Below are 16,784 nucleotides of genomic sequence, written 5' to 3'. Positions count from 1 at the left end.
GCAAATCGGACTTACGCCATGATCTCGCCGTCGCGCGGCCCGCTGCGGGAGCCGCCTACGCGGGCCCGGTCGGCGGCCTCGGTGCCGTGGTTCCAGCCGTCGAGGTCGGTGGCGCCGCGGACGCGGGTGGTGGTGGTCCGGGGGAACATCCGCTCGGCGGTCTCGGTGACGGCGACGTCCCGGGCGGCCAGGACCGGGAGCAGGCCGGAGCCGTCTTCAGCCGTGCCCGTTTCCGTATCCGTGCCTGTGTCCGGGTCTGTGCCGGCCGCCGTCGCCGTGGTCCGTTCGGTGGTGTCGGCGAGCCGGGAGCCGAGCCGCTGCGCGTAGGCCATCAGGAACGACTGCCGGAAGGTCTTGGTCCGCTTACGGCCGGAGGCCCGCTGTCCGGCCTCCGCCCGGGTCATCGCGGCCGTGCCCTGGACGAGCAGCGAGGTGAAGAGCAGCTCCACGGCCTCCAGGTCCGGCTCGAAGCCGACGACGGTGCTGAAGCCGAGGTCGCCGTTCCACACGGCCTGGCAGCGGTTGGCGGAGGCGACGGCGTCGAGCAGGATCGCCTTCGCGCTCTCGTACGGGGGCTCGACGCCGATCCGGCAGGCGCCGGGCGTCTCGGCGCTGTGGCTGCGGGCGGCGATGAGGGCCTCGTCGATGCTGTGCCGGGCCATCAGCTCCTGCGCCTTGGCCGTCAGCGCCTCGGCCTCCTCCGGGAAGCCCGTCGCCTCCGCCTTCGCGAGCAGCGCCCGGATCCGGGTGAGCATGCGGGGCTCGTCGGGGGCGGGCGGCCGGTGGAGGTGGTCGGCGGCGGTGCCGGGCGCCGGGCCGACGGGCTCGACGGCGGGGAGCCGGAGCAGCAGCCGGTAGAGCTCCAGGAGGTCGGAGGCGTAGCTGAACCGGTCGGGCTTGTTGCGCGGTACGGGGACGGGTCCGGGCAGCTCGGCGAGCTGGGCGCGCCAGCGGGGCGGCAGCTCCCCGTACCGGGCGGTCTCGGCGGCGATCAGCGTGGCCGCCAGCACCGCCCGCCGCTCGTCGAGCTCCAGCCGGACGAACCGGACCAGGTCGGCGGGGTGCCAGCCCCTCCCCCAGGCCCGGGTCACGAACTCCTCGCCGCGCCGGTGCAGGTCGTCGTCGGCGTCGGGGGCGGCGGCGAGCAGGGAGGCCCCGGTGTCCAGGGCCGCGTCGCCCTCCGCGTACAGCGCCGCCGCGCATGCCTGGTCGATCACCGGTTCCATCCGACCAGGGTAGGCGGATGGCGGGGTGGTGGTTGCGGCGTGGGCCGGGGGCGGGGGAGAGCTCGGGGGTGCGGCCGGGCTCGGCTCGGGGGCGTGGGCGGGCGCGGGGGCGCGGGCGGGCTGTGGGGCACGGGCGGTGTCAGGGGCGCGGGCGGGCTGTGGGGCGCGGGCGGGCACGGGGGCGCGGGCGGTGTCAGTGGCGGGTGCCAGACTCGCGCCATGACCGAACGGTGGGCGGTGGCGGCGGCCGACGGGGGCGGAGCGCTGCTCGTGCCGCTGGAGCGGGACGGCACACCCGCCGGACCGGTCCTGGCCGAGCCCGATCTCGTCGAGGCCGTCCGCTCGCGGCCCGAGGTGGAGCGCTGGGTGTGGCGGTCCACCGCCGAGATCTACCCCCGGCTGCTCGCCGCCGGGGTCCGCGTCGAGCGGTGTTACGACATCGAGTGCGCCGAGCTCCTGCTGCTGGGACACGCGGGGCGGCTCGGTGAGCCCCGGTCCGCGGCCGCCGCGCTGGCCCGGCTGGAGAACGCGCCGGTGCCGCCGGACCCGCCCGCCCGGTCCGCCGAACCCGGCTCCCAGTCCTCCCTCTTCGAGCCGCCCTCCGGCCCCGGGGTCCCCTTCGAGGGGCTGCTGCGGGTCTACGCGGACCAGGTGCGCCGCCACGACACGGCCGAGCACCCGGACCGGATGCGGCTGCTGACCGCCTCGGAGTCGGCGGGGATGCTCGTCGCGGCCGAGATGCACCGGTCGGGGCTGCCCTGGCGGGCCGATGTGCACCGGGACGTGCTGCACGGGCTGCTGGGCGAGCGGTACGCGGGCGGCGGCGAGCCCCGCCGGCTCGCCGAGCTGGCGGACGAGGTGTCGGCCGCCTTCGGCCGAAGGGTCCGCCCCGATCTGCCCGCCGATGTGGTGAAGGCGTTCGCGCAGGCCGGGATCTCCGTGAAGTCGACCCGGCGGTGGGAGCTGGCGGAGCTGGACCACCCGGCGGTCGAGCCGCTGATCGCGTACAAGAAGCTGTACCGGATCTGGACGGCGCACGGCTGGAGCTGGCTCCAGGACTGGGTGCGCGAGGGCCGCTTCCGCCCGGAGTACCAGCCGGGCGGCACGGTCAGCGGCCGCTGGACGACCAACGGCGGCGGCGCCCTCCAGATCCCCAAGGTCATCCGGCAGGCCGTCGTCGCCGACGAGGGCTGGCGCCTGGTCGTCGCGGACGCCGACCAGATGGAGCCGCGGGTGCTGGCCGCGATCTCCCGCGACCGGGGCCTGATGGAGGTGGCCGGTCATGACGGCGACCTCTACAAGGCCCTGTCCGACCGGGCGTTCCACGGCGACCGCGAGCACGCCAAGCTGGCGCTGCTCGGCGCGGTCTACGGCCAGACCTCCGGGGACGGGCTGAAGAACCTGGCCGCCCTGCGCCGCCGCTTCCCGCTCGCCGTCGCCTACGTCGACGACGCGGCGCGGGCGGGCGAGGAGGGGCGGACGGTACGGACCTGGCTGGGCCGCACCAGCCCGCCGGTCGCGCTGGCGGGCCAGGACGAGGAGGCGGGCCTCCCCCAGGAGGGCGGCGAGTCCGTCTCCGACGGCGGCCTGGCCCGGGCCAGGGGCCGCTTCACCCGGAACTTCGTGGTCCAGGGCAGCGCCGCCGACTGGGCCCTGCTCCTCCTGGCCGGTCTGCGCCGCGCCCTCCACGAACAGGGGCTCCGCGCCGAGCTGGTCTTCTTCCAGCACGACGAGGTGATCGTGCACTGCCCGGCCGAGGAGACCGACGCCGTGACCGAGGCGATCCGGGCGGCCGGCGAGCTGGCCGGACGGATCGCCTTCGGGGAGACCCCGGTGCGGTTCCCGTTCACCACGGCGGTCGTCGAGCGGTACTCCGACGCGAAGTGAGGTACTCCGACGCGAAGTGAGCGGGCCCGCCCGCCTCCGGGGTGGCACGCGGAAGCGCCCCGTTCACGCGCCGGACGGCGTGAACGGGGCGCGGGGCGGTGGTGCGCCTGCGCTGCTGTCGCGTCTACCCGCGTTCCCACAGCGCGGGGACGTTCGGCGGCTCCCAGCCCCTCGTGGACTGATGTGCCTGCCGGCAGCGGTAGGCGACCCCGCCGTAAGTGACGCGGTCTCCCGCGCGGTAGGAGGTTCCGGGTGCCCAGGTGCCACCCGGCGGATCGGTGGGCGGGTTGGTCGGCGGGTCGCTCGGGCCGGGCGTCTGGGCGACGTCCAGCACGAAGTCGAAGGTGCCCTGGCGCCCGTTGCCGGCGCTGCGGACGTTCATCAGCAGCTCGGGGTCGAACAGGGCGTCGGTGTTGTTGCGCGGCTCGTTCGGGAAGTAGAGCTGGGTGGTGAGGATGCGGCCCCCGGGCGCCTGCGCCTTCACATGGATGTGGCGGGTGCGCCCCGGGTAGAGGCCCGGCACGATCGTGGTGAGGCTGAACGCCCCGTCGGCGCCGGTGAACTGGTGCCCCCGGAAGGCGTACTGGGCCATGTCGTACGACCCGTTGGTGTCGGCCTGCCAGAAGTCGAGCAGGGCTCCGGAGATGGGCCGGCAGGCCCGGCCGAAGACGTAGCCGCTCACGGTGAGCGGTACGCCCGGGGTGCCGGACGTCACCAGACTGGTGCGCCGCGGGGAGTTGGGCTTGAAGTACGGGCCCTCCATCTGCGGCGGTGTCGTATCGTCGCCGTCGTCGCACTGCGGGGTGGGGGCCAGGAGGGCGCCCCCGCCCGGCGACGCGGCGTCCCGGGCGAGGGCGACGCCTCCTCCGGCGAGCAGCGGAGCCGCGCTCGCGACGATCGCGGCCTTCAAAAGGCCTTTGCGGCTGATGCGCCGCGGGTCGGCGGACGCCTCGTCAGAAGCGTGCGTCTCATGGGGGGTTGTGTTGTCCATTTGTGGGGTCATGACAGATTCCTCGGAGTCCTCGATGCGGGGAGGCGGAGAGGTTCAGGAGGTTCGGTGACGCCGGAACGGTGCGATGGAGGCCGCCGGGGCGGCGGTCAGACGCGCTGCCAGAGGGCCGGGACGGCCGCCGGGGTCCAGCCGGCCTGGGCCGTGTGTCCCTGGAGGCAGCGGTAGGTCGCTCCGCCGTACGTCACGGTGGCGCCGGCGGCGTAGGTCGTGCCCGCGGCCCAGGTGCCGCCCGGCTGGTCGGTGGGCGGCGGGGTGGTGGGCGGGGTGGTCGGGTCGCCGCCGCCGCTGGTGACGAGCGTCAGCCCGTACGCCTGGAGGGCCGGGAGGAGCGGCTGGAAGTACGTCGTACCGCCGGAGGAGCAGTTGCCGGAGCCGCCGGAGGTGACGCCCTGCGCCTGGCTGCCGGAGATGTACGCGCCGCCGGAGTCGCCCGGTTCGGCGCAGACGCTGGTGCGGGTCACGCCGGAGATGGTGCCCTCCGGGTAGGTGACGCTGGTGTTGAGCTGCTGGATCGTGCCGCAGTGCCAGCCGGTGGTGGAGCCGGAGCGGCAGACCGAGGCGCCGACGACGGACGGGGTGGAGCCGGCGACGGTGACATCGCCGCGGCCGTAGCCGTTGACCAGGGGCTTCGGCACCCAGTTGGCGTTGGTGGCGACCCAGGCGTAGTCGCGGCCGGGGAAGGTCGAGCCCTGGAAGCTGCCCTGGGCCTGCTGGTTGACGCCGGTGGTGGTGGTGCCCGCCCGGCCGCAGTGGCCGGCGGTGACGAAGCCGTTCTGGGTGCCGCCGCGCGTCACCGAGAAGCCGACGGAACAGCGGCCGCCGCCGCCCATGTAGTACGCGTCGCCGCCACGGATGTCCGCGAGGGCGCGGGGCCGCTCGGTGGAGCGGGCCACGGTGACCAGTTGGTCGCTGACCCCGGCGGCCTGCACGAACGCCTCGGCGGCCGAGGTGCTCGCCCCGTTCACGACGACCCGGTTGGCCTCGACGTCCACGTACCAGACGGGCACGTTCTTCGGGGCCTTGCTCAGCGCCGCCTTGTCGAGGGCGTCCTTGGCCGCTTCGAGGCGGTCCAGGCTGTGGCCGACGACCTCGGCCGTGGCACCCGCCTTCGTGATGAGGGCGGCCTCGGACGCGTCGGTCGTGGAGACGGTGAGGCCCGCCTCGTCCCCGCTGACCCGGGCCCCGGCGAAGCTGGTGCCGAGGGACTTCTCCAGGCCGGCGGCGATGGCGGCGGCGCGGTACTCGCCGGCTATGCGGGACGTGGCCGCGTCGGCGTCGAGCCCGAGGTCGCGTTCCATGGCGGCCAGCAGGCCGGGCGAGAGGCTGTCGGCGGAGGCGGCCGGGGCGGTGGTTCCCGGCGGGCCGGCGGACGCCACTCCGGTCAGTCCCGCGAGGGCGAGCGCACCCACGGCCACCGTGGCGGTCGCGGTGGCGAGCACGCGTCTGCGGAGCGTGGTGTTCTCCACGTAACTCTCCTTGTTTCAGGGGGTGTCCCGGCCCGGTGGGGGTTGGTCCGGACCAAGGAATTGCCGACACCGTAGCCGCGCGCGGACCGGGCGCAGGAGATCCCGTTCACCCCCTCCTCCCGCGTTATGGGGCCTCGCCCCCACCACGCGCAAAGCCCCCGGCGTCTCCCCTTCACCGGTACGCCCGGGTAGGTTCGGCCCCATGCACACAGGGCAACTTCTGGGCTCGGGACGCACCGCCGACGTGTACGAACTCGACGGCTCCTGGGTCCTTCGCCGCTACCGCGACCGCTCCGACACCACGGAGGAGCTGGCCGTGATGTCGTACGTCCGCGCCTTCGGGTACCCGGTGCCGCGCATCGGCCCGCCCGCCGGCGGGGCCCGCCCCACGGATCTGGTGCTCCAGCGGCTGACCGGCCCGACCATGGCCGAGGCCCTGCGGGCGGGGGCCCTGGGCGCTGCCGAGGGGGGCGTGCTGCTGGCCCGGCTGCTGCGCGAACTGCACGCGATCCCGCCCCGCGTCTCGGCCGATCCGCAGGACTGCATCCTCCACCTCGACCTGCACCCGGAGAACGTGATGCTGACGGACCGGGGTCCTGTGGTGATCGACTGGTCCACCGCCACGGAGGGGCCGCCCGGCCTCGACCGGGCGATGTCGGCGCTGACCCTGGCCCGGGTGGCGCTCGATCCGGAGTTCCCGGCGCCGGAGGCGGAAGCCCGTACGCTGCTGACCTCCCTGCTGACCTCCGTGCTGACTTCCCTGTTGGCGGAGCTGGCCGACGACGGCGGCACCGACGCCGACGACCTGGCCCGCGCCCGCGACCGCCAGCGGGAGAGCCCGTTCCTGACGGCGCCCGAACGCGGCTGCCTGGACGCGGCGGTGGAGATGGTGCTGGACTGCGCGCCCTCCCCGTAGCGGATCCGGGCGGCGCGCCCTCCCCGTAGCGGATCCGGGCGGCGCGCCCTCCCCGTAGCGGATCCGGGCGGCGTGCCCTTCACCGCCCCTCCCCCGGCGCACCCGCATCGGCGTGCGCTTGACAGGCATTCCCTCAGAACACCATGATTCCATTAATTGACTAATGGAATCGAGGCGAGGCGCATGGCAGACACGAGTGCACCGATCGGGGCTCCGGGTAGCTGGGCCCTGGAAGCCCGCGGCCTGGGCAAGCGCTATCTCCGCGGCTGGGCGCTGCGCGACTGCTCCTTCCGCATCCCGGCCGGACGCATCTGCGGGCTGGTCGGACCGAACGGCGCCGGGAAGAGCACCCTCTTGGGCCTGGTGTCTCGTCAGGTGCAGCGCACCACCGGCGAGTTGAGCGTCTTCGGCGTCCCGGTCGACGACCCCGCCGTGCTGCCGAGGTTCGCCTTCCTCGGCCAGGACAAGCCGCTGTTCAAGCGGTTCACCGTGGCCGACACCCTGCGGATGGGCGCCGAGCTCAACCCCGGCTGGGACGCGGCGGCGGCCGAGCGGATCGTGCGCTCCGGCAACGTGCCGGCGCACGCCCGGATCGGCACGCTCTCCGGCGGCCAGCGCACCCGCGTCGCCTTCGCGCTCGCCTTCGGCAAGCGCCCCGACCTGCTGCTCCTCGACGAGCCGATGTCGGACCTCGATCCGCTGGCCCGCGACGAGATGAGCACGCTGCTGATGGCGGAGGCCGTCGAGCGCGGGACCACGGTGGTGATGTCCTCCCACATGCTGACCGAGCTGGAGGACATGTGCGACTACCTCCTGGTCGTCGCGGAGGGCCGGATCCGGATGGCCGGGGACGCCGACGCACTCGTACCCGCCCACACCCTGGTGACGGGCGTGACCCGGGACGGCGCCCTGCCGGCCGGGCTCGACCGGCACACCGTGGTCGAATCGCGCATCCAGGGACGGCAGTTCCGGGCACTGATCCGGCCGAAGGGCCCGCTGCCCACCGACTGGGAGAGTATCGAGCCCTCGCTCGAAGAGGTTCTGCTCGCCCATCTCCGCTCACCGGACGCACCCTCGCTCTACACCCAGGGCGCCCGCGTCGACGCCGAAGGGACCCAGGCCGCATGAGCACCCCCACCCTCACCGAGACCCCCACCGCACTCCGGCCCCGGCGCCGCCTGCTGCGCGGGCTGCCCTGGCTCGTCGTGCGCCAGCACCGCGCCATGCTGGCCTGTGTCCTCGGCATCGCCGTCCTCGGCACACTCTGGATCGTGTACCAGCGGTACGAGCTGGTCCAGCTCCTCGACGCGCGCGGCTGGCCGGAGAAGGAGGTCCGGTACTGGGTCGACGAGAGCCGCGGCCACGGCTACATCTCCACCCTCCTCTCGGGGCTCCCGCTGATCCTCGCCGTCTTCATCGGCGCTCCGCTGATCGCGGGCGACCGGGAGAACGGCACCGCGCAACTGGTCACCACCCAGTCCGTGACCCGCCGCCAGTGGCTGGTCTCCAAGCTGGTCTTCGCCTACACGCTGGCCCTGTTCAGCGGCCTGGTGCTCTCGGCCGCGTACACCTGGTGGTGGCAGCCGCACCGCTCCCTCTTCTACACCAAGTGGGTCGAGGGCCCGATCTTCGACAACACGGGGCCGGTCCTGCCCGCGCTGCTGCTCTTCATGACCGCCGCGGGCATCACCATCGGCGTCCTGCTGCGCCGTCTGGTGCCCGCCATGGCGGTGGCCCTCGCCTTCACCGCCGTCTCCGCGTACGTCTGGGACGAGATCCGCATCCGGCTCGGCTCCACCCAGATGTTCACGTACCCGATGGACAGCGAGCTTCCGGCCCGCTTCGACGAGGCGTACGAGGTCGACCGCTGGGTCGGCAACGCGCAGGGCGAGCTCTTCGGCTGGGGCACCTGCGCCGAGGCCACCGAGAAGGCGCAGAACGCGTGCATCGCGAAGCACGGCATCATCAACGACGTCATCGAGTACCTCGACTACGACCAGATGGCGGCGATGCAGTGGACCGCGGCGGGTCTCCTGCTCGCCGGGACGGCGCTGCTCACGGGGTTCGTCCTGTGGCGGGTCTCCCGCCGCCCGCTGTAGGGGCCGTGCACATCCCCTACGTAAAGTGTCGGCAATCGAGCGGAAGGTGAAGTCCGTGGTCGTGTTCCGCATCGACCGGCGCAGCGGGGTGGCGACGTACCTCCAGATCGTGCGCCAAGTCGAACAGGCGCTGCGCATGGGAGCCCTGGAGGAGGGTGACCGGCTGCCCACCGCCGCCCAGGTCGCCGCCACGACCAAGGTCAACCCGAACACCACGCTGAAGGCCTACCGCGAGCTGGAGCGGGCGGGCCTGGCCGAGGTGCGGCAAGGGGCGGGCACGTTCATCACCCGTTCTCTCGCCCAGCCCCAGTCCGGCCCCGACTCGCCGCTCCGCGCGTCCCTGGCCGCGTGGATGGACCAGGCCCGTACGGAGGGGCTCACGGGCCAGGACGTGACGGCCCTGTTCCGCTCGGCCTTCGAGGCCGTGTACCCGGGCGAGGCGCCGGGCTGAGGTGCCCCTCAGGCCGACCGGTGTCAGGCCCGGCCGACCGGCCACGAGGGGGCGTCTGCCCTCCATGGCCGTGTGGCGCTCGCCGTCGGCTGTGTAGCGCTCGCCGTCGGCCGTGTAGCGCTCGCCGTCGTGCCGTTCTCTGCCGCCGCTCAACTGGCCGCCGGAGGCGAGGCGTTCCACGCGCAGCCGACCGGGACCGGTTCCCCGTCGCGCGGGGCGCACCAGCTCACCCGCCCCCAGTCACCCACCTGTTGGCCGAGGTCCACCGGCACGTCCCACGGGCGGCCGGAGAGCCCCCGCCCGACGGCCTTCACACACGCCTCCTGGACCGTGAAGACCCAGGCGAACTCACGTCTGCGCCGGGCCTCGGGCATAGCGGCGAGCGCCTCGGCGTCCACGGGCGGACAGCACAGGCGCAGCAGCCGGTCCCCCACGGCGGCGGGGGTCTGCACATCGACGCCGACGTCACGGCCCCGGCCGACCGCGGCGGCGACCCAGCCGGAGGAGTGCGAGAGGCTCACGCCCAGGTCCGGCCGGCCGGGCAGGTACGGCCGGCCGCTCGGGCGGGCGGCGACCGGCCCGCCCTCCAGGTCCTCGCCGGTCTCCCGCAGCAGGGCGCGCAGCAGCGTCCGCGCAGCGGCGTACTCCTCCGCACGCCACGGCGGCAGCCGCGATGCCGCCGCCCGGTCCCGCGCGGCGACGGGCAGCGCGTCCAGCACCTCCGCGCCCCGGCCGACCACGTAGTGCACGCCCTCGGCGGCCGTGCGCAGGCGGAGGGCCGCGCTCAGAGCCGGTCCGGCACCCGCCGCAGCTCGCGGATCGGGCGGGCGATGAGGAGCGAGGAGGCGGTGAGGAAGGAGACCACGACGCCCACCATGAGCACCGTCTTCGTGGAGAACAGGCCGACCGCCGGGCCGGCCAGCGCGCTGCCGATCGGGTACATGCCGACGGAGCCCGCGACCTCGTACGCGTGGATGCGGTTGAGCATCTCGCCCGGCACCTGGGTCTGCACGCTGGTGGACCACATGACGCCCCAGATGCCGATGCCGGTCCCGACCGCGATCTGGGCGACGATGAGCATCCAGACCGGCCAGCCGAGCACGATGCCGAGCGGGTAGAGCGGGTACGCCATCATCGCCACCGCCCCGGCGGCGAGGGGCCGTTCGGGCTTGTAGCGGATGGCCAGCAGTCCGCCGATGATGGTTCCGGCGCCCAGTGCGGCGTTGACCAGGCCGAAGGCGCGCGCACCGTGCTCGGGGACGATGACCCCGGCGGCCAGGGAGAGTTGGGGGCCCCAGGCGAGGACCGCGTAGAACATCCAGATCACGATGACGCCCCAGAGCCAGCTACGGGACCAGAACTCCCGCCAGCCGACCGCCAGGTTGTGCCACATCGACTCACCGGCCGGCGGGGCGGGCACCACGCCGAGCCTGAGCACGAACAGGCAGAGCGCGCTGGTCCCGTAGGCGACGGCGGAGATCACCATGACCCAGCCGGTGGACCCGAACCCGACCAGGGTTCCGGCCAGCGCCGGGCCGCCGAGACCGGTGATCGCCTCCGAGGTGCGCAGGATGCCGTTGGCGCCCTGTACGTCACGGGAGACCAGCGGGACGGTGGAGGCGGCGCCGGGCTGGAAGAGCGCGTTCGCGGTACCGGCGACCACCAGCAGCGAGTAGAGCTGCCAGAGGTGGTCGATGCCGTGGATGAAGAGGAGGGCCAGCAGGACGTGGGCGACCAGGTTCGCCAGGTCGGCGAGGATCATCATCCGGCGGGCGGTGAACCGGTCGGCCAGCACCCCGCCGAACAGCACCAGACCGGCGAACGGGGCGACCAGGAAGGCCATCGAGTAGCCCGCGGTCTCCAGGCCGTACCCGTCGATGAGCAGGCCGGCGGCGACGGCGACGGGCAGCATGGCCCAGCTGAGAAGCCCCGCGCTGCGGCCGACGAAGTAGAACTTGAAGTTACGGGACCAGATCGCCGGCTCCCCCGCCGACGGGCCGCCGTCGGACCCGCTCGGCCCGCCGGACCCGCCCGGCCCGCCGGGTCCGTCCTTCGATGGCGGTGGCGGGGGCGGGGGCGGAGGTGATTCCGCCGCTGCGTGCTCTGCCAGGCGCTCTTCCATAGCCGTTCAATCCTTCGGTCGTTGATCGGTGACTTCGTGAGGGGTGTGTTCAGACGGCGTCGGGCGGCGCCGCCAGCTCCCCCACCGGGACCAGTTCCAGGCCGCGCTCCAGCAGGCCCTCGATGATCGACGGGAGGGCCTGTACGGTCTGGGCGCGGTCGCCGGCCCCCTCGTGCATCAGCACCACCGAGCCCGGCCCGGCGCCCTCCAGGACGGTCGCGGCGATCTGCTCGGGCCCCGGCCTCGACCAGTCGCGGGCGTCCACGTCCCACATCGCCAGGGTGGTCGGGTAGCCGTCCAGGGCGGCCAGCACCTCGGGGGTCAGGGACCCGTACGGCGGCCGGAACCACGCCGGGGCCGCGCCGGCCACCCGGGCCAGCTCCTCCCCCGTACGGTCGAGCTGCTCACGCAACTGCTCCGGCGTCAGGTCGGGCAGGAACGGGTGCGACCACGAGTGGTTGCCCAGCTCGTGTCCGGCCGCCGCGATCCGGCGCACCTCGTCGGGCAGCGCCGCGACATGGTGGCCGACACAGAAGAACGTCGCGCGGGCCCCGTACCGCCCCAGGATCTCCACCACCTGGCGGGTGAACACCGGGTCGGGCCCGTCGTCGAAGGTGAGCGCCACCCGCCGGTCGTCGCGGCGGCCGTGGTCGAAGCAGCCCCCGGCCGCCGTCAGCGCCGCCCGGGCCGGCTCACCGCGCTCGACGCCCTCGAAGTACTCCTCGGCGCGGCCGGTCAGCGTGCCGCCCTCGGCGGTCACCCGGGCCAGCGCGCCGGGTGCGGTCCGGGCCTGCTCCGCGAGCTGTACGGCGGTGACGGAGCCGAAGTCCGGGCGCGGCGGCAGCAGCCAGGGGTCCGCCCGGTACACCTCAAGACCGGCCGCCGTCATCGGGCCGTCGAGCAGCCCGTTGGTGCTGTCCAGGACGACCGCCGGGACCTCCTGGCCGTCACCCAACTGGCGCAGCCAGCCGATGAGTTCGGCGACCCGGTCGCCGCTCCAGCTCCTCGGCTCGGCCACCTGGCGTCCCGCGTCGTCCAGGACCTCGACCCGGTACCCCTCCGCCGCCCAGGCGATGCCCGCGTACCGCTTGCTCATCGCCCCTCCAGCGCGATCGCCCTGGCGACGATGTGCCGCTCGACCCCCCGCAGGAACTGCTCCATCCCCGGACGGCTGATGACGGCCGGGTCGGCGGTCATGGCGAGGTCCAGGGCGCCCGGGGCGGTCAGCGCGTCCACGGCGATCGAGACGTTCTTCCGGGGCAGGAACTCGGTCGGCCAGCTCAGCTCGGTCCGGCCGGTCAGCTCGCTCAGCGGGACGTCCGGGCGCTCCACGGTGTCGAACGGAGTGACGGCCGGATCGCGGGTGTCGTTCCACCAGTACGAGTGGTCGGCGGCCGCCTCCTTCTCGACCAGCCCCGCCACCTCGCGGTCCAGCGCCCACTTGTCGTACGCGGCATGGCGGAACGCGCTGAAGGCGACCGACCGGGTCCGCCGCACCGCGTCCTCGAAGTCCCGGTCCGCGTCGGTGAGCCGGAACAGGGCCTCCTGCGCCACCGTGGAGACCACTGCGGCGGCGGCCGGCTGGAACCGGTTGCCCACCACCACCTGGAAGAGCACGTCGCTGCTCCCGGACGACAGGGCCAACTGGTGGGAGACCGCGCCCAGCAGCACGGCGGCATCGCTCACCCCCAGCTCCTCGGCCACCCGCCCGACGGCCACGGCCAGCGCGGGCGAACGCAGCAGGGCGCCCGGGAAGCGGCGGTCCGGGTCGTCCGCGAGCTCGGGGGCGGCGGGGTTCCGGAAGATCTGCCGGGGGCCGGCCGTCAACTGCTCGGTCCAGTAGCGGCGGGCCGCCTCGTCCCGGCGGCGGCCGAGCGGGGACGCCTGGACCTCCGCGGCCTCCAGGGGCTGGAGGGCGGAGCGGGAGTCACGGAGTGAGGCGGCGGTCTCCCCCGCCTGGACCGACTCCAGGTCGCGGAGCAGCCGGCCGAGGCCCCAGTAGTCCATCCCGGTGTGCGCGCCGACCAGCACCAGCCGGTGGACCAGGCCCTCGCTCTCCACCAGGCCGACCCGCAGGGGCCACTCCCGGGTGTGGTCGAAGGCGCGCCCGCCCAGCTCGGCGAGCAGGGCGGCGCCCACCTCCTGGACCTGCCCGGGCGCGCTCGTACGGAGCTCCACGGGCAGCTCGCCGCTGCCGTCCACGACCTGTTCCAGGCCGTCCTCGCCCTGGGGGAGGAAGCGGGTGTGCAGGCTGTCGTGGAGCAGCAGCAGCTCCGTCAGGTCCGCGAGCACGCGAGGGACCGGGCGGGGCGGGGAGAGCGGGAGCGCGACCGGCAGGTTGTACCGGGGGGCGTCGTCGCCGAGCCGGGAGACGACCCCCCAGATCGCGCGCTGCCCCCAGGTCGCCGGGCCTCGCCCGGCTCTCGCGGAGTCCAGCCTGATGGTCCGGTCCTCGGCCGTCGTCATCGTGTTCCCGCCTTCCCTTCGTTTCGTTGCCTCTGGTGTCCGTGGTGGCTCTCTGCGGTGACCGGGCCGGACGCCTCACCGCGTCCGGCCCGGTCACCAGGCGCCCTAGGCGGCGGTGGCGGCAGCGGCGTCGGCGTTGGCGAAGAGCGCCACATGGCTGCGGCCGGAGCGCGGGTCCGTGTCGCACAGCACGATCCGCCGGTGGTCGCGCTGCCACTCCTGCCAGTGGTCGGCCAGCTCCAGCCAGAGGCTGGTGCAGTAGCTGCCCGGGGCCACCCGGTGCACCGCGCCGTGGTCCGGGACGTCCTCGCTGACCCAGGGGCCGAGGACCAGCAGCGTCCCGTCCGCCCCGCCCTTCCTGTCCTCCCCCAGCTCCCGGCCGAGGGCGGCCGCCGCCGAACCGGCCGCGTGCGCCCGGACGAACGCCGGCCCCTCCCCGGTGGAGGCCCCGAGGACCAGGGCCGCCGCCGAGTCGGTCAGCGGGGTCTCGTCCGGGAGCGGCAGCGGGAACGGTGTCGGCAGGGTCGTCTGCTCCAGCACCGTGATCACCACCTCCGCCGCCCGCCCCGAGCGCTGGTATGCCGAGGCGATCCGCAGCGCGGTGAAGGGCGCGGCCAGACCCTGCTGGCCGATCGCGAAGTTGACGGCCCGGCCGCCGAGCCGCTCCGTCAGGTGCGGGGCGACGGCGGTGAACGGCACCACGTCCGGCAGGGCATGGGTGACGATCGCCAGCTCCGGCCGGCTCCGGCCGACGCCCTCGTCGGCGACGAGCAGGTCCACGAGGTCGCGGTGGTGAACGTGGGGGCCCCGGCTGAGCAGCTCCTCGTCCGGCTTCTCGCCGAAGGGGGTGAGCAGATCGCGGAAGTAGTCGAGCGCGGCCGGGACGCCTTCCGGCGCCCGGCCCCGCGGTGAGCGCACCGATGCGGCGGCCCGGAGAGCGAGCCCGCTCATGACGTCCCCTCTTCCTTGCGGATCTCTTCCTTGCGGATCTCTTCCTCGCCGGTCTCGTCCTCGCCGGTCTCGTCCTCGCCGGCCTCTTCCTTGCGGATCGCGGCCTCGACGTAGTCGGCGAAGGACCCGAGCGTCCGCAGGTCGTCGATGTCGAGCCCCTCCGGGTCGACCGAGATCCCGGTCGCCTCCTCGACGCTCATCAGCATCCCCAGCACGGCGAGGGAGGTGAGCTGCAGCTCGTCGAAGAGCGCGGTCTCCTCCGTGAGCCCGCTGACCGGCCGCTCCAGCACCTCGCTGAGCGCCTTCTCGATGGTCAGCACCAGTTCCTGACGCTCCATCAGGCGCCGCCTCCCGCACGGTGGGTGATCACCATCGCGCCGAAGGTGGCGCCCAGGCCGACGGAGACCAGCAGATAGTGGGCGCCGTCGACCAGGCGGCCCGCGTCCCGCAGGGTGGTGTAGTTGACGAAGACGTCGGAGGCGTAGGTGTGGCTGAAGCGCGGGACGTTGTCCAGGAACACCTTCTCCGGCTCCACCTCCAGCTCCTTGATGGTCTGCCGCCAGGCCAGCTTGTTGACGTTGTGCGGGATCACCAGGTCGACGTCGTCGAGGCTCAACCCGGCCTCCTTCAGGGCCTCGTGGATGACGTCGGCGATCCGCCGGCCGTACTGCTCCCCGAACTCGGTGTTCTGCTCGGGGGTCAGCTCCAGCCACTGCGCGTACTCGCCGAGCGTCCGGAGGGCGAAGGACCGGACCACGTCGCCCTCGCCGTCCAGGGTGATCAGGCAGGAGGCCGCGGCATCCGCCATGATCGAGGTGTTGGGGATGTGCTGGACCATCGGCGAGTACGCCTGTTCGCCGGTGACCATGAGGGCGTACGCGCCCTCCTCCCCCTCCGCGCGCAGCAGTTCACCGAGCACCTCGATGGCGCCCAGACTGCTGACGCACGCCTGGTGGCTGAAGCCGAAGGCCTCGGCATCGGGGAGACCGAGGTCCTCGCCGACCGCCTGGGCGATGTCCACATCGGGCGGGGCCACCGCCTGGGTGGTGTGCGCGTACGCCAGGTAGTCGACCCGGCCGCCCTCGGGCAGGGCGGCCAGGGCGGAGCGGGCGGCGGGCCGCAGCAGGTCGAGCAGCGGGAGTTCGGGGTCGAAGCGGAGGGTGTCCAGCCCGTAGAACTTGCGGAACACCCCGAGCTGGGCCCGGTGCAGGCCCAGCCGCTCGCCCAGCTCCTCGATCCGTACGCTGCGCTCGGGCACGTACGACTCGATCCGCTCCAGCGTGATCCGGCGCTCCGGGGCCGGGGGCCGGTCGGTGGTGGCGTGACCCATCAGCCCGTCACGACCTCGGCGCGAATCAGCCACAGCCGGTTGGCGCCGCGACGCCCCCGCGGCTGGACCTCGTACGGCCAGCGGCCCTCGCCCGCGCCTGGCTGCCCGGGCTCCCGCAGGTCGGTGGTCTTCCAGCCGTGCGCGGTCAGGAACTCCTCGGGCTCGTCGGTGCCGAACACCCACGGCGTTCCGTCGGCGGCGAGGGCGTCCAGGAAGCGCTTGGAGAACGGGCTGCGCAGCATGGCGCGCCCGAGGATGTCGAAGGCCAGGTGGCTGCCGGGGGCGGAGGCCGAGGCGAGCAGCTCCAGCAGCCCGCCGGCCTGCTCCTCGGTGAGGAAGAAGGTGAGCCCCTCGGCGACCCACAGCGTCGGCCGGCCGCGGTCGAACCCGGCCGCCTCGAGCTCCGGCAGCCACTCGGTGGTGAGGTCGGCGGAGACCTCGCGCCGGTCGGTGCGCGGCTCGGCGCCCAGGGCGTCGAGGCGGCGGCGCTTCTCGGCGATCAGCGGTCCGTGGTCGACCTCGTAGAGCTCGGTGCCGTCCGGCCAGTCGAGCCGGAACGCGCGGGTGTCCATGCCCGCCGCGATCAGCACCACCTGCTGGATTCCGCTTCCGGCGACGATCTCCTTGATGGCGTCGTCCAGGAAGCGGGTCCGGATGGAGATGAAGGGGATCACGCCGCCACCGACGTACCGCTCGATCAGTTCGAAGCCCCGGGGTGCGGCCAGGTCACGGGCGAGCGGGTCGACGAAGAGCGGGTCCTCCCGCTCGGACTCCTGTGCGCGTGCCGCGGCCATCCACTGGGCGGTGTAAGAGACTGCATCCATGGTGAAGACCCCTCCTCGGGATCGGAAGAACCCT

16 protein-coding genes are annotated in these 16,784 nt (G+C 73.9%); 5 read left to right on the top strand and 11 right to left on the bottom strand.

Annotation, left to right across the window (positions count from 1 at the left end; all coding sequences use genetic code 11):
• Positions 1-11: 11 nt before the first annotated feature.
• Entirely contained in the window at positions 12-1,226 is a 1,215-nt protein-coding gene (locus ACFWRT_RS26750; RefSeq protein ID WP_380952169.1) for a DUF2786 domain-containing protein, read from the bottom strand.
• 219 nt (positions 1,227-1,445) lie between these two features.
• Between ACFWRT_RS26750 and ACFWRT_RS26745 the strand changes: the two genes are divergently transcribed.
• Positions 1,446-3,113, top strand: a complete 1,668-nt coding sequence (locus tag ACFWRT_RS26745) for a bifunctional 3'-5' exonuclease/DNA polymerase (RefSeq protein WP_380952170.1) — start codon at positions 1,446-1,448, stop codon at positions 3,111-3,113.
• A 124-nt stretch (positions 3,114-3,237) separates the two neighbouring features.
• Here ACFWRT_RS26745 and ACFWRT_RS26740 read toward each other — a convergent pair whose 3' ends face one another.
• Together ACFWRT_RS26740 and ACFWRT_RS26735 are read right to left on the bottom strand one after the other, a co-directional pair.
• Positions 3,238-4,104 carry a dioxygenase family protein gene (locus ACFWRT_RS26740; RefSeq protein ID WP_380952171.1) on the bottom strand — a complete coding sequence of 289 codons (867 nt, stop codon included), beginning with the start codon at positions 4,102-4,104 and terminating at the stop codon, positions 3,238-3,240.
• 107 nt (positions 4,105-4,211) lie between these two features.
• Entirely contained in the window at positions 4,212-5,591 is a 1,380-nt protein-coding gene (locus tag ACFWRT_RS26735) for a carbohydrate-binding protein (RefSeq protein WP_380952173.1), read from the bottom strand.
• A gap of 202 nt (positions 5,592-5,793) precedes the next feature.
• Between ACFWRT_RS26735 and ACFWRT_RS26730 the strand changes: the two genes are divergently transcribed.
• The 4 genes from ACFWRT_RS26730 (at position 5,794) to ACFWRT_RS26715 (ending at position 9,057) form a co-directional block, all read left to right on the top strand.
• The gene (locus tag ACFWRT_RS26730) at positions 5,794-6,507 is read left to right on the top strand and encodes a phosphotransferase (RefSeq protein ID WP_380952176.1); all 714 of its coding nucleotides are present in this window, start codon (positions 5,794-5,796) and stop codon (positions 6,505-6,507) included.
• A 183-nt stretch (positions 6,508-6,690) separates the two neighbouring features.
• Positions 6,691-7,635 (top strand): ABC transporter ATP-binding protein, encoded by a 945-nt coding sequence (locus ACFWRT_RS26725; protein WP_380952177.1) that lies wholly within the window; start codon positions 6,691-6,693, stop codon positions 7,633-7,635.
• Positions 7,632-8,606 (top strand): ABC transporter permease, encoded by a 975-nt coding sequence (locus ACFWRT_RS26720; RefSeq protein ID WP_380952178.1) that lies wholly within the window; start codon positions 7,632-7,634, stop codon positions 8,604-8,606. The genes ACFWRT_RS26725 and ACFWRT_RS26720 overlap by 4 nt, the downstream gene beginning before the upstream one ends.
• Positions 8,607-8,652: 46 nt before the next feature.
• Positions 8,653-9,057, top strand: a complete 405-nt coding sequence (locus tag ACFWRT_RS26715; protein WP_380952219.1) for a GntR family transcriptional regulator — start codon at positions 8,653-8,655, stop codon at positions 9,055-9,057.
• Between the two features lie 149 nt (positions 9,058-9,206).
• Here the strand turns inward: ACFWRT_RS26715 and ACFWRT_RS26710 are convergent, their stop codons facing one another.
• The 8 genes from ACFWRT_RS26710 to ACFWRT_RS26675 form a co-directional block, all read right to left on the bottom strand.
• A complete protein-coding gene (locus tag ACFWRT_RS26710) occupies positions 9,207-9,806 on the bottom strand; it encodes a 4'-phosphopantetheinyl transferase family protein (RefSeq protein WP_380952179.1) in 600 nt (199 codons plus the stop codon).
• A gap of 35 nt (positions 9,807-9,841) precedes the next feature.
• Positions 9,842-11,179 (bottom strand): MFS transporter, encoded by a 1,338-nt coding sequence (locus ACFWRT_RS26705; protein ID WP_380952180.1) that lies wholly within the window; start codon positions 11,177-11,179, stop codon positions 9,842-9,844.
• 49 nt (positions 11,180-11,228) lie between these two features.
• Complete coding sequence (locus ACFWRT_RS26700; RefSeq protein ID WP_380952181.1) at positions 11,229-12,275, bottom strand: polysaccharide deacetylase family protein; 1,047 nt, start codon at positions 12,273-12,275, stop codon at positions 11,229-11,231.
• The gene (locus ACFWRT_RS26695; protein ID WP_380952182.1) at positions 12,272-13,645 is read right to left on the bottom strand and encodes a condensation domain-containing protein; all 1,374 of its coding nucleotides are present in this window, start codon (positions 13,643-13,645) and stop codon (positions 12,272-12,274) included. Before ACFWRT_RS26695 ends, ACFWRT_RS26700 begins: the two co-directional genes overlap by 4 nt.
• 105 nt (positions 13,646-13,750) lie before the next feature.
• Complete coding sequence (locus ACFWRT_RS26690) at positions 13,751-14,596, bottom strand: hypothetical protein (protein ID WP_380952183.1); 846 nt, start codon at positions 14,594-14,596, stop codon at positions 13,751-13,753.
• Complete coding sequence (locus tag ACFWRT_RS26685; protein WP_380952184.1) at positions 14,593-14,934, bottom strand: acyl carrier protein; 342 nt, start codon at positions 14,932-14,934, stop codon at positions 14,593-14,595. The genes ACFWRT_RS26690 and ACFWRT_RS26685 overlap by 4 nt, the downstream gene beginning before the upstream one ends.
• Positions 14,934-15,926: a 3-oxoacyl-[acyl-carrier-protein] synthase III C-terminal domain-containing protein gene (locus ACFWRT_RS26680; protein WP_380952185.1), complete on the bottom strand. Its 993-nt coding sequence runs from the start codon at positions 15,924-15,926 to the stop codon at positions 14,934-14,936. The genes ACFWRT_RS26685 and ACFWRT_RS26680 overlap by 1 nt, the downstream gene beginning before the upstream one ends.
• Positions 15,926-16,750: an SAM-dependent methyltransferase gene (locus tag ACFWRT_RS26675; protein ID WP_380952186.1), complete on the bottom strand. Its 825-nt coding sequence runs from the start codon at positions 16,748-16,750 to the stop codon at positions 15,926-15,928. Before ACFWRT_RS26675 ends, ACFWRT_RS26680 begins: the two co-directional genes overlap by 1 nt.
• Positions 16,751-16,784 lie beyond the last annotated feature (34 nt).

The sequence above is a fragment of the Streptomyces cyaneofuscatus genome, from assembly GCF_042718795.1.
GTDB classification, from domain to species: domain Bacteria; phylum Actinomycetota; class Actinomycetes; order Streptomycetales; family Streptomycetaceae; genus Streptomyces; species Streptomyces cyaneofuscatus_A.
The sequence above is the reverse complement of the archived record's forward strand: the minus strand, read 5'-3'. Positions and strand labels throughout refer to the sequence as shown.

Excerpts from the sequence above, each read along its gene's own strand:
- ACFWRT_RS26680 (WP_380952185.1), bottom strand. The coding sequence starts at position 15,926 with ATGGGTCACGCCACCACCGACCGGCCCCCGGCCCCGGAGCGCCGGATC.
- ACFWRT_RS26720 (WP_380952178.1), top strand. The coding sequence starts at position 7,632 with ATGAGCACCCCCACCCTCACCGAGACCCCCACCGCACTCCGGCCCCGG.
- ACFWRT_RS26675 (WP_380952186.1), bottom strand. The coding sequence starts at position 16,750 with ATGGATGCAGTCTCTTACACCGCCCAGTGGATGGCCGCGGCACGCGCA.
- ACFWRT_RS26685 (WP_380952184.1), bottom strand. The coding sequence starts at position 14,934 with ATGGAGCGTCAGGAACTGGTGCTGACCATCGAGAAGGCGCTCAGCGAG.
- ACFWRT_RS26725 (WP_380952177.1), top strand. The coding sequence starts at position 6,691 with ATGGCAGACACGAGTGCACCGATCGGGGCTCCGGGTAGCTGGGCCCTG.
- ACFWRT_RS26745 (WP_380952170.1), top strand. The coding sequence starts at position 1,446 with ATGACCGAACGGTGGGCGGTGGCGGCGGCCGACGGGGGCGGAGCGCTG.
- ACFWRT_RS26730 (WP_380952176.1), top strand. The coding sequence starts at position 5,794 with ATGCACACAGGGCAACTTCTGGGCTCGGGACGCACCGCCGACGTGTAC.
- ACFWRT_RS26700 (WP_380952181.1), bottom strand. The coding sequence starts at position 12,275 with ATGAGCAAGCGGTACGCGGGCATCGCCTGGGCGGCGGAGGGGTACCGG.
- ACFWRT_RS26740 (WP_380952171.1), bottom strand. The coding sequence starts at position 4,104 with ATGGACAACACAACCCCCCATGAGACGCACGCTTCTGACGAGGCGTCC.
- ACFWRT_RS26690 (WP_380952183.1), bottom strand. The coding sequence starts at position 14,596 with ATGAGCGGGCTCGCTCTCCGGGCCGCCGCATCGGTGCGCTCACCGCGG.
- ACFWRT_RS26695 (WP_380952182.1), bottom strand. The coding sequence starts at position 13,645 with ATGACGACGGCCGAGGACCGGACCATCAGGCTGGACTCCGCGAGAGCC.
- ACFWRT_RS26750 (WP_380952169.1), bottom strand. The coding sequence starts at position 1,226 with ATGGAACCGGTGATCGACCAGGCATGCGCGGCGGCGCTGTACGCGGAG.
- ACFWRT_RS26705 (WP_380952180.1), bottom strand. The coding sequence starts at position 11,179 with ATGGAAGAGCGCCTGGCAGAGCACGCAGCGGCGGAATCACCTCCGCCC.